Raw genomic sequence first — 11,078 nt, 5'->3', positions numbered from 1 at the left:
TCTCAAATTATTCACGGTTTCATGATTTAGTTGAAAACTGTGAATATGATAATGGTTTTAATGAAATAGATTGTATCTCATTTAATTTTCCTTTAGTTATAAATATTTATAATCCAGATAATCAAATTGCAGATTTAATAACAATTCAAAATAATGAACAATTTTACAATTTTATTAATGGATTAAATTCAAATATAATTGCAGCATTTGCGTTTCCTATAACTATGACAGGTTCAAGTGGTGAAAATGTAATAATATATTCTAATGCTGAATTAGAATCTTTTATCCAAAACGCTATAGATGATTGTGTCACAAATTCTGGAGGAAGTGGGACATTAGATTTAGAAACGGTTTTAACATCTGGGAGTTGGTATATTTCATACTATTATAAGAATAACGATGGAACCTATTACTACAATGGATATGATTTTACATTTTTAAACAATGGTGATTCACAAGTGGTAAAAAACGCAGGAGTTATAAATGGAAGTTGGCTGATAGAATTAGATAATGGAATTCAAAAACTAGATTTAAATTTTGAAGGAGACTCCTTGTCAGAAATAAAAGAAAATTGGAAAGTAACAGAGTTTTCCGAAACAAATATAAGATTGAAAAAGACTGAAAACAGTGAAATTAGATATTTGTATTTTGCAAAAAATTAATTATAAACTTAAATATTTTTACTATGAAAAAAATTAAATTAATTCCTTTATTAGCAATGATTTTTATGCTAAATGTTGCTTCAATGTGTAGCAATGATGATGATTCAAATTCATTGAGTAACTCTGATCCAGTTCCAGTAATTAATACTATGTCTCAAGGAACTTGGAGGATTACTTTTTATGAAGATTCTGGTGAAAATCATACGAACTATTTTACTGGGTATAATTTTACTTTTGGCACATCAAATGTCCTTACAGCTTCAAATGGAGTAGATATATACACTGGAATATGGTCAGTAACAAATAGTGATACTAATGATGATAGTCCAAGTAATGATTTGGATTTTAATATTTTATTTACTTCACCAACAAATTTTTCAGATGAATTATCTGATGATTGGGATATTTTATCACGAACTGATACAAAAGTTGAATTAGTAGATGTAAGTGGAGGAAATGGAGGAACCGATTACCTCACATTTGAAAAAAATTAAAAATTTTAAAAAACCATCAATTAAGTTTGATGGTTTTTTTTTGTTAAAAAAATATTTTAGGTAGGGTTTCAATTTGTTTAATTGTTTTAACATTATAATGAGTCTAAAAAATCTAAATAACACATTTATGAATAGCAAATTAAAAAAAATATTGATTGTTTTAGGAATAGTTTTATTGGTTGGTTTTTATGGATATAATTACATAATGCATGGTGGAGCTAGAGATATTCAATTAGAGGAAAGTGCTTTTGTAGTTTCTTCAAATGATATTAAAAATGAATTTACTAAGAACATAGATGAAGCAACAAAAAAATATCTTAATAAAACTATTGAAATTTCCGGACTAATTTCAAACATTCAAGATAGTATAGTTACAATTGATGAAACTATTTTTTGCAAAATGATTTCTTTTAAAAATGTTAAAGAAAATAAAGACAAGATAACCATAAAAGGAAGACTTGTTGGCTTTGATGACCTTTTGGGAGAAATTAAACTAGACGAATGTAATATAACAACCAACTAACTAAAATTATGAAATTAACAAAAGTCACTCATTTGCTTTTTTTGTTTTTAGCATTTAACCTTACTAATGCTCAAGACGATTTATTGGATCAATTAGATTCAATTCAACCTAAAGAAAAAGGAATTGCTACTGCAGCTTTCAAAGGATTACAAGTATGTAATATGCAATCAACCAAACTACCGGTTAAAGGGGAGTTTTACTTTTTGGTATCTCACCGTTTTGGTGATTTATCAAATGGATTAGATAACTTTTTTGGGCTGGATAATGCCTTAACAAAAATTGGAGGAATTTGGGGTGTTACTAATTGGTTGTCACTAGGTGCATCAAGACATACTTATAATAAAACTTATGAGTTAGCTGCTAAATATAAATTTATAAGCCAAAGAGAAGAAGGTTTTCCTTTTACTATTGTTGGATATAATACTATGGATATAAATAGTGATTTAAAAAAAGACAACAACCCTCAATTGGTCTTTCAAAACAGATTGCAATATTCGTCTCAATTAATAATTTCTAGAAAATTTTCAGAATCATTTTCAATGCAAGTATTGCCAATATTTGTTCATAAAAATCTATATGATAATACTATTGATCAAAAAGAAACTTTTTTAATAGGAGCTGGAGGAAGGTATAAACTTAGTAAACGATTGAGTCTTAATGCAGAATATGCCTATAGAACAAACGTTGATAGTGGTTTGTCTAATTCACCATTCAATAATCCACTAACTGTTGGTTTAGATATTGAAACAGGAGGACATGTTTTTCAATTGGTTTTTGCTAACAGTCAACCAATGAATGATGTCGCAATGTTAACAAATGCAAGAGGTAATTGGGACTTTAAAAGAGGTCCACTTTATTTCGGATTTAATATGTACAGAGTTTTTTAAAAATAAATAAAGATGAAAAAAACAATTCAATTAATACTATTTATAGCAGTAGTAACAATTTCAATTAGTGCACTTAATTCATGTGATTCTAGTACTTATGAAGAGATTTCAAAAATTACGAATCCTACTTATGAGGCTAATATGAAATCAATATTCACTTCAAATTGTACAAGTTGTCATAGTGAAAACGGCACGCAACAATCACCTTATTTAACTACTTATGCTGAAGTTAAAGATGGAATCGAAAACGGAGTAGTTCTATGTATTATAGACAATCCAGAAGATTGTTTTTATAGTGATATTATGCCACCAGCTGGAAGAATGCCACAAACAACAATTGATTTAATAAAACTTTGGCAAACAAACGGATATGTTGAACAATAAAAAACAAATTATGAAAAATTTTAAAATAATTTTATTCGGATTACTTTTCATTAATATGGGTTTTGCCCAAAAAATGTTAACCAGAACAGGAGAAGTAAAATTTGAAGCTTCAATGCCCGGAATCGAAGAAGTAGCTGGAACAAGTACAACTTCATCTTGTGTTTTTGATAAATCTACGGGTGATATTGCAGCACTAACACTAGTAAAATCCTTCAAGTTCAAAGCCCCATTAATGGAAGAACATTTTAATGAAAATTATATGGAATCTTCAACTTATCCAAAATCAACTTTTAAAGGAAAAGTTATAGGTTTTGATTCGTCAAAATTAACAGATAAAGCACAAACGTATGATTTAGAAGGGGATCTAACAATTCATGGAATTACAAAAAAAATAAAAACAAAAATAACATTAACTCCTTCAGGAGAAAAACTGATTGTAACTTCTAATTTTTCTGTAAAACCAGTTGATTATGGAATTAAAATTCCAAGTTTAGTGAAAAGTAAAATTGCTGAAAATGCAAGTATAGCACTAAAGTTTAATTTAGAAAAATAATAAAATAAACAATTAACATACAAACTATTTTATCATGAAAAAAACAGGAATTATAGCATCAATTTTACTGTGTTTTGTAATAAATGCATTTGCTCAAACACAAGGAACATTAACATTTTCATATAATCAGCCACAGCCAACAAATCCTGCTCCAAATGCCGGTATAAAAAATGTTTATGCTGTTTGGATTGAAAATGCAGCAGGTACTTTTATTAAAACAAAAGCAAGATATGTTTCAGCTTCTACAGATGATCATTTGCCTTCTTGGGGTGCAAAAGCAGGTTGTTCAAGTGCTACTGCGGTAGCAGCCACTGGAAATAATTGCAATGTTACTGACGGATTAACAGGTGCAACAAGAACCAACACTACAGCGCCAACAGCTTTTGGCTCAAAAACTATTACATGGGATGGGAAAAATGTTGTAGGAACAACTAATGGAACAACAGTAGCTGACGGTAATTATGTGGTTTGGATTGAAAGTTCTTGGAGAGATTCTGGTTCTAATAATCATGGTGCAATTGCAAGTTTTACATTTACAAAAGGACCAACTACTGTGCATCTTACTCCAACTTCACCGAGTACATTTTTTGATAGTGTAGTGATTGATTGGGTGCCTTCAGGTCTTTCGGTTGAAGAAGTTAAAAATACCGAGCCTGTCGTAGTCATTTATCCAGTTCCATCAACTGGTATTTTTAATATCGATTTTAAAAACGAGATTGAAAGTATAGAAGTATATAATTTATTAGGTCAATCTGTTTATTCAGAAAAATTAGACACTGCTAATGTATTAACAACAAAGCAAATAGATTTGTCTAATTTAAATAATGGTGCATATATTATTAGTCTGACTAATGTAAATGGTACATCAAATTATGAGGTAATATTGAATAAGTAAAGTTAGTTTATATTTTTTTTTAATTTTAAAAACACCTTTTTTTAAAGGTGTTTTTTTATTCAACATCCATAACAATAGATTTTAAATGAGGCGTTTCATAAACTTGAAAATTTCCTTTTTCATCAGAATATATTAAATAGGCTTGAATTTCTGGACGAGATTCTAAAAACAGTTTTGCTTTTTCAATTCCCATAACTAAAATACCAGTTGCAGTTGCATCAGAAGTAATACATTCATTTGAAAAGATAGTAGCACTTAATAAATTATTTTTAGTTGGATAACCAGTCTTTGGATCAATATGATGAGCATATTTTATTCCGTTTTCTATAGTATATCTTCTATAATCTCCAGAAGTAGCAATGCCTATATTTTCTAATTTTATAATTGCTTTTAAAGGATTTGTTGCTTCTTTATTGTCTAGAGGTTTTTCTATTCCAACTGTCCAGTTTGAATTATCGGGTTTTTTGCCTTTTGCATAAACTTCACCACCAATTTCAACTAAATATGAATCAATTTTTTTGGAGTTTAAAAATTCAGAAACTACATCTACTGAATAACCTTGTGCAAATGCATTAAAATCTAATTTTACTCTTGAATCAATTTTTACGATTCTATTTCTTTTTAACTTAATTAATTCAAATCCCACAAATTCTAATACACTGTCAATCTTGTTTTTTTCGATTATTTGTTTTTTTTCAGGACCAAAACCCCAAATATTTACCAAAGGGTAAACTGTTGGGTCAAAGGCACCATTTGTATTTTTCCATACCTCTTTTGCTTTTTTAAAACATGCTTTAAAGTATTTATCAATTTTTACATTTTTATCATTATTATTTATTCTTGAAATAATTGAGGTTGGTAAATATGTGGAAACAGATTTATCAAAATCAGCTAGTATTTTTTCGATTTCTGGTTGAAAATTTCTGTTTTGAGAATCAAAATAACTAATGTGATAAGTTGTACCCTGAGCTTCCCCTTCAATTTTTATAGATTCTTGTTGAGAAAATGCAATTGAAGAAAAAAAGAAGAATAGTAAAAAATAATTGGTTTTCATTTTTAAAATTTAAAAGAATAACTTAATTTATTAATTCTGATTTTTCATAAATATAAATTTAGTGTTTTTAAATGAAAAATTAATTTTTTTAGCATTAAAAAAACAATGTAAATTCTAAAATTAAAATTCAAAAACTTATATTTGCAACATATAAAAATCACAAACCATTATGTTTAATAATTTAACCGATAAATTAGATAAAGCGTTTCATATTTTAAAAGGGCACGGAAAAATTACGGATGTAAACGTTGCCGACACCTTAAAAGAAGTACGTAGAGCTTTATTAGATGCCGATGTTAACTTCAAAATTGCTAAAGATTTTACCACTAAAGTAAAAGAAAAAGCAATTGGTCAAAACGTGTTAACTAGCTTGCAGCCAGGACAATTGTTGGTAAAAGTTGTTAAAGATGAATTAACGGAATTAATGGGTGGTGAAGTTGAAGGTATTAACTTATCGGGAACACCTTCAGTGATTTTAATGTCAGGTTTACAAGGTTCGGGTAAAACAACTTTCTCAGGAAAATTAGCCAATTACCTTAAAACAAAAAAAAGTAAAAAGCCATTATTGGTTGCTTGTGATATTTATCGTCCAGCGGCAATTAATCAGTTGCATGTAGTTGGAGATCAAATTGGCGTTGAGGTTTATTCAGAACCAGAAAATAAAAATCCAGTTGAAATTGCTCTAAATGCAATCAAACACGCAAAAGCTAACGGATTTAATGTAGTAATTGTCGATACAGCTGGTCGTTTAGCAATAGACGAACATATGATGAACGAAATTGCGGAGGTTCATAAAGCGATTCAACCACAAGAAACATTATTTGTTGTGGATGCAATGACTGGACAAGATGCTGTAAATACTGCAAAAGCATTTAACGATAAGTTAAACTTTGATGGAGTTATTCTTACCAAATTAGATGGTGATACTCGTGGTGGAGCTGCTATTTCTATTAAATCAGTTGTTGATAAACCTATTAAATTTATTGGTACAGGTGAGAAAATGGATGCAATTGATGTGTTCTATCCTTCTCGTATGGCTGATAGAATTTTAGGAATGGGTGATGTTGTTTCTCTTGTAGAAAGAGCGCAAGAACAATATGACGAAGAAGAAGCAAGAAAATTACAAAAGAAAATTGCTAAAAATGAATTTGGTTTTGATGATTTCTTATCACAAATTCAGCAAATCAAGAAAATGGGTAGCATGAAAGACTTGGTTGGAATGATACCTGGTGCTGGAAAAGCTATGAAAGATGTTGAAATAGAAGATGATGCCTTCAAACATATTGAAGCAATAATTCATTCAATGACGCCAATTGAAAGAAGTAAACCTTCATTAATTGATGTTAAAAGAAAAAATAGAATTGCCAAAGGTTCAGGAACAAAAATTGAGCAAGTAAATCAGTTGATGAAACAGTTTGAGCAAATGAGCAAGATGATGAAGATGATGCAAGGTGGCGGAGGAAAAAACATGATGAAAATGATGCAAGGAATGAAAGGAATGAAATAATAATCTGACGCGTTTTAACGCGTCTTTTTTTTTAATATAACTACAGACAACTAACTAAAAAAAGTTTAACAGCTTCTGAAGGTCTGAATTGAATTCAGGACAAGTAATTCAGAATAAACAACACACACAAAATGATTTTATTAGACGGTAAAAAAGCATCAGAAGACATTAAAAACGAAATTGCTGCAGAAGTTGAAAAGATGAAAGCTAATGGCGAAAAAGTTCCGCATTTAGCTGCAGTAATTGTTGGAAATGATGGAGCTAGTTTAACTTATGTAGGAAGCAAAGTAAAAGCTTGCGAAAGAGTAGGATTTGAATCTACTTTGGTTAAAATGCCAAGTACAACTTCTGAAACGGAATTGCTTAAAAAAATCAAAGAATTAAACGATAACGATGATATTGATGGATTCATTGTACAGTTACCATTACCTAAACAAATTGACACACAAAAAGTATTAATGGCTGTAGACCCAAGCAAAGATGTTGACGGATTTCATCCTGAAAATTTCGGAAAAATGGCTTTGGATATGACAACTTTTATTCCAGCAACTCCTTTTGGAATTCTTGAATTATTAGAGAGATATAATGTTGATACTGCAGGAAAACATACTGTTGTTATTGGTCGTAGTCACATTGTTGGTCGTCCAATGAGTATTTTGATGGGAAGAAAAGGTTTTCCTGGAAATTCAACTGTTACTTTAACGCATAGTCATACCAAAAATATTAATCAAATTACTAGTCAAGCAGATATTATTATTACGGCTTTAGGAGTTCCAAATTATCTAAAAGCTGAAATGGTAAAAGATGATGTTGTAATTATTGATGTTGGAATTACTAGAGTTGTAGACGAAACTACTGAAAAAGGATATAGAATTACTGGGGATGTAGATTTTGAAAATGTTTCTAAAAAAGCCTCACACATTACACCAGTTCCAGGTGGAGTAGGACCAATGACAATTGCCATGTTGTTAAAAAACACTCTTTTAGCAAGAGAGCAAAAACGAATGAAAAATTCTTAGTTAATTCTTAAGAGCACAAATGAATTTCACAAGTTATCACAGTTTATTTTGTGTAAATTTGTGAAATTTATATTTTAACACTATCCCATATTTAATAATAAAATGAAAATAATTCAAGCTAATATAACTCAATTACCAATTATTGCAGCATTAGCTTATGCAATTTGGCCTTCAGCATATGGAAAAATTTTATCAGTTGAACAACTCAAATATATGTTGGAGAAGTTTTATAGCCTTGAAGCTTTAACTGAACAATTAGAGCAACGTAGTCATGTTTTTTTATTAGCGGAAGAAAATGGAATATTTGTTGGATATGCTTCCTATGAATTGAATATTGATGGCAACAAGACTAAGGTTCATAAAATTTATGTTTTGCCTGAAACACAAGGAAAAGGTTTTGGTGTCCAATTGTTAAATGAAATGGAAAATAAAGCTAAAGAAGCTCAAAATAAAATTTTATTCTTGAATGTAAATCGATTTAATAAAGCCCAACATTTTTATAAAAAATTAGGTTTCGAAATCGCTTATGAAGAAGACATCAAAATTGGAAATGATTATTTAATGGAAGATTTTGTGATGGAAAAAAAGATTTAATTTTTTACTCAGATAAAATTCTTTTTGATCTTTCGTGTAAATCATTAAGGTCAATATCTTCTTTAATGGTTTGTTTTCCAATATTTAAAATCATTGTGGCATGTTTTCTAACTGCTTTTTTGTAATTTTCTTTTTTTACAAATCCATATATTGTTATTTGTGCTTCCATTAACCTAATAATTACAGCTGGACTTCCTGCTGAAAATTGTCGAATTTGATTAAATGAAGCATTTAACAAACCTTCAAAATCTGTAGTGTTTGCAATTATTCTTAAATTTTGTTTGTCATCAATTCTATATTTAGAAGGGAACTCAATTTGTGAAAAACGACACGTCGTAGCTGTTAAATTATCTATACAAGTAATAGCGGTATATGGATCATTTACTCCAGGAGAAAGAGCTCGTGATGCAATTTCAACCATTTGATGAATAGAGAACTCAAGGTCTTGTTCTGCAACTTTTGTTTTTCCAATAACGAATTGATTACAAATTTCTTCGATTTGTTCTTTATTCGAACTATTGTTAATGTACAATTTTCCAATTTCAATTCCTTCAACTAAATGATCTCCTGGTCTAAAAAATAATTCTAATAAGGCATCATAAGAAGAGACTGTTTTTAAAAGTGCTTCACTGTCAATGTATTGAATATAACCACTTTTAGGGGATTTAATAGCTATAGTGTTAATATATTTTGTTTTAATAATATCAACAATATTGATTTTTTCATTTTCTAATGCTTCTCCCATTTTATTAGGATACAAAGAATTAACTTGTTTGTAAATAACTTCTGAAATATCTGAAATAACTTTATCAGCCTGAATGCTTGTTGCTATTTTATGTATAAATATGATAAGAAGTATTATGTTGACTAAAGCGGTAATTATGGCTACAAGAATCGAAATTACAGGTATAAAGGTGTAATTATCACCTTCTTTTATAGCATTTAGAACAAAAAGACAATATAAGTAAGTTGCTACGTATGAACCTAAAACAACTTGGTTAAGTCTTACATACATGAAGTTTTTAATTAACCTTGGGCCAAATTGAGAGGAAGCCAAAGTTAATGCCACAAGAGTCACTGAAAAAACGGTTCCTGCAACACCAATCATGGCTCCGGAAATTGTGGATAATATACTTCTAGCTGAATCAGCACTAGTAACAAAAAAGTATTTACCCAATCCATCTTGTGAAAATGTAAACTCTTGATCTATTATTACTAAACTTACAGAAAGGAAAACTGAAATAATGATTATCAATACTGGGATAAACCAAAAGGTATCCATTAATTTATTATAGAAAAACAGTATTTTTTTCATTTTAATAAAGAATTTTACAATCGAATAGTATTCTCTGCCATTTAAAATTAATTATATAATTTTAGTAATCTTATTTATTTAAGAATTTAATTTAAACCATCTCAATTAAAACTATATTAAATAAAAAATTTAAATCTTATTTTATTCAACTTGATAACTACAAAGAGGTTATTTAAATTAAAACTTCAATAAACTTAGCTTAAGTTTTGTTTTTAATTTCAACTTAATATTAATTTTCTTTTAAGGCATTAGTAAATGCATCAAGTCCACCCACAATAGGTAAAGTTAAAATGGTTCCGTCTAAATCAATTGTTAATTCCGTTCCAGGTTCTGGATGTAAAGTATATTCTTTATCACTTGAAAAAATCATTAATCCAATTTGTTGCCCTTTTTTTATGATTTGATCATCTGGCATTAAATCGAAAGATACTTCATAGAATTTTCCAGCAATTAAAGGTTCACCTTTTCTTATGGAACTATGGTTTTGAGGATCAGCCCAACCGCGAGTAATGATGTTGTCATTAATTTTTGTTCCTCTTCCTTCATTCCAAGGAAGTGACACTAACCAAACTGATAAATTTGCTGCAGGCTTGCTACTTGATAATTTAACTGTAATTTTTGGTACTCCAGATATGTGAACGTCTTGTGAAAATTTTGGAGTAACATATAAAACACGGTGATTTGTGTTTTCTGCTCTAGCTAAAATTTCACCAGTAAAAGAATAATTGTCAACTAAAGTTTCTTTACCTTGATTTGAAGATTTAGTAGTTGTTAAACCTCCAACTTTCGGAGCACCTTTAGTTAAATAAAATGATATTGATTCAGCATCTGGGTTTGGGTAATCTTTATATGGTGTTGGGTTGCTCATGTCATCATTTTCACGAACAATCCATGCTTTGTTTGTTTCTTTTTCTATGCCATTATCAATACCAAATAAATAATGTGTAAACCATTTGTTCATCATGCTGATTGGTGGCTGACCACCATGAGCATTTTGATGGTAATAAATACCAGTTTGTAAGCCCATTTCTTTAGCTTTCTTGTAAATACGGTAACTATGTTCTGGCATAACATTCCAATCGTTAAAACCATGGGACATTAACATAGCAGCTTTCATGGTTCCCATATGATTTAGATAATCACGTCCAGCCCAAAAATCGTTATAATCTCCCGTAATTCTATCCATACCAT

12 protein-coding genes and 1 pseudogene are annotated in these 11,078 nt (G+C 29.4%); 10 read left to right on the top strand and 3 right to left on the bottom strand.

The features are described 5' to 3' along the window. The 7 genes and pseudogenes from AACZ53_RS11060 to AACZ53_RS11030 form a co-directional block, all read left to right on the top strand. Positions 1–662, top strand: a pseudogene (locus AACZ53_RS11060) (hypothetical protein); the annotation flags it as partial. 23 nt (positions 663–685) lie between these two features. Further along, the gene (locus AACZ53_RS11055; protein WP_339838307.1) at positions 686–1,156 is read left to right on the top strand and encodes a hypothetical protein; all 471 of its coding nucleotides are present in this window, start codon (positions 686–688) and stop codon (positions 1,154–1,156) included. 127 nt (positions 1,157–1,283) lie between these two features. Further along, complete coding sequence (locus tag AACZ53_RS11050; protein ID WP_339838304.1) at positions 1,284–1,679, top strand: hypothetical protein; 396 nt, start codon at positions 1,284–1,286, stop codon at positions 1,677–1,679. Between the two features lie 8 nt (positions 1,680–1,687). Continuing rightward, positions 1,688–2,566 carry a DUF5777 family beta-barrel protein gene (locus AACZ53_RS11045; protein WP_339838301.1) on the top strand — a complete coding sequence of 293 codons (879 nt, stop codon included), beginning with the start codon at positions 1,688–1,690 and terminating at the stop codon, positions 2,564–2,566. 12 nt (positions 2,567–2,578) lie between these two features. Next, the gene (locus tag AACZ53_RS11040; protein WP_026718045.1) at positions 2,579–2,950 is read left to right on the top strand and encodes a c-type cytochrome; all 372 of its coding nucleotides are present in this window, start codon (positions 2,579–2,581) and stop codon (positions 2,948–2,950) included. A gap of 10 nt (positions 2,951–2,960) precedes the next feature. Further along, positions 2,961–3,503, top strand: a complete 543-nt coding sequence (locus AACZ53_RS11035) for a YceI family protein (protein WP_339838295.1) — start codon at positions 2,961–2,963, stop codon at positions 3,501–3,503. Between the two features lie 34 nt (positions 3,504–3,537). After that, positions 3,538–4,398 (top strand): T9SS type A sorting domain-containing protein, encoded by an 861-nt coding sequence (locus AACZ53_RS11030; RefSeq protein ID WP_339838293.1) that lies wholly within the window; start codon positions 3,538–3,540, stop codon positions 4,396–4,398. A gap of 55 nt (positions 4,399–4,453) precedes the next feature. Here AACZ53_RS11030 and AACZ53_RS11025 read toward each other — a convergent pair whose 3' ends face one another. Further along, entirely contained in the window at positions 4,454–5,452 is a 999-nt protein-coding gene (locus AACZ53_RS11025) for an FAD:protein FMN transferase (protein WP_339838290.1), read from the bottom strand. A 169-nt stretch (positions 5,453–5,621) separates the two neighbouring features. Between AACZ53_RS11025 and ffh the strand changes: the two genes are divergently transcribed. From ffh to AACZ53_RS11010, 3 genes are all read left to right on the top strand, one after another. Next, a complete protein-coding gene (ffh, locus tag AACZ53_RS11020) occupies positions 5,622–6,959 on the top strand; it encodes a signal recognition particle protein (RefSeq protein WP_339838288.1) in 1,338 nt (445 codons plus the stop codon). A 131-nt stretch (positions 6,960–7,090) separates the two neighbouring features. After that, entirely contained in the window at positions 7,091–7,978 is an 888-nt protein-coding gene (locus AACZ53_RS11015) for a tetrahydrofolate dehydrogenase/cyclohydrolase catalytic domain-containing protein (RefSeq protein ID WP_339838284.1), read from the top strand. A 102-nt stretch (positions 7,979–8,080) separates the two neighbouring features. Further along, positions 8,081–8,572, top strand: a complete 492-nt coding sequence (locus tag AACZ53_RS11010) for a GNAT family N-acetyltransferase (RefSeq protein ID WP_339838282.1) — start codon at positions 8,081–8,083, stop codon at positions 8,570–8,572. 4 nt (positions 8,573–8,576) lie between these two features. Here AACZ53_RS11010 and AACZ53_RS11005 read toward each other — a convergent pair whose 3' ends face one another. Next, on the bottom strand, positions 8,577–9,887 hold the full coding sequence (locus tag AACZ53_RS11005; protein ID WP_339838280.1) for a DUF2254 domain-containing protein: 1,311 nt from the start codon (positions 9,885–9,887) through the stop codon (positions 8,577–8,579). A gap of 229 nt (positions 9,888–10,116) precedes the next feature. Next, positions 10,117–11,078 (bottom strand): CocE/NonD family hydrolase C-terminal non-catalytic domain-containing protein (locus tag AACZ53_RS11000; RefSeq protein ID WP_339838278.1); only part of this gene is annotated, 962 nt, incomplete at its 5' end.

Source organism: uncultured Flavobacterium sp., from assembly GCF_963975005.1.
Taxonomy (GTDB): Bacteria; Bacteroidota; Bacteroidia; order Flavobacteriales; family Flavobacteriaceae; genus Flavobacterium.
This window is presented reverse-complemented; position numbering and strand designations above follow the sequence as displayed.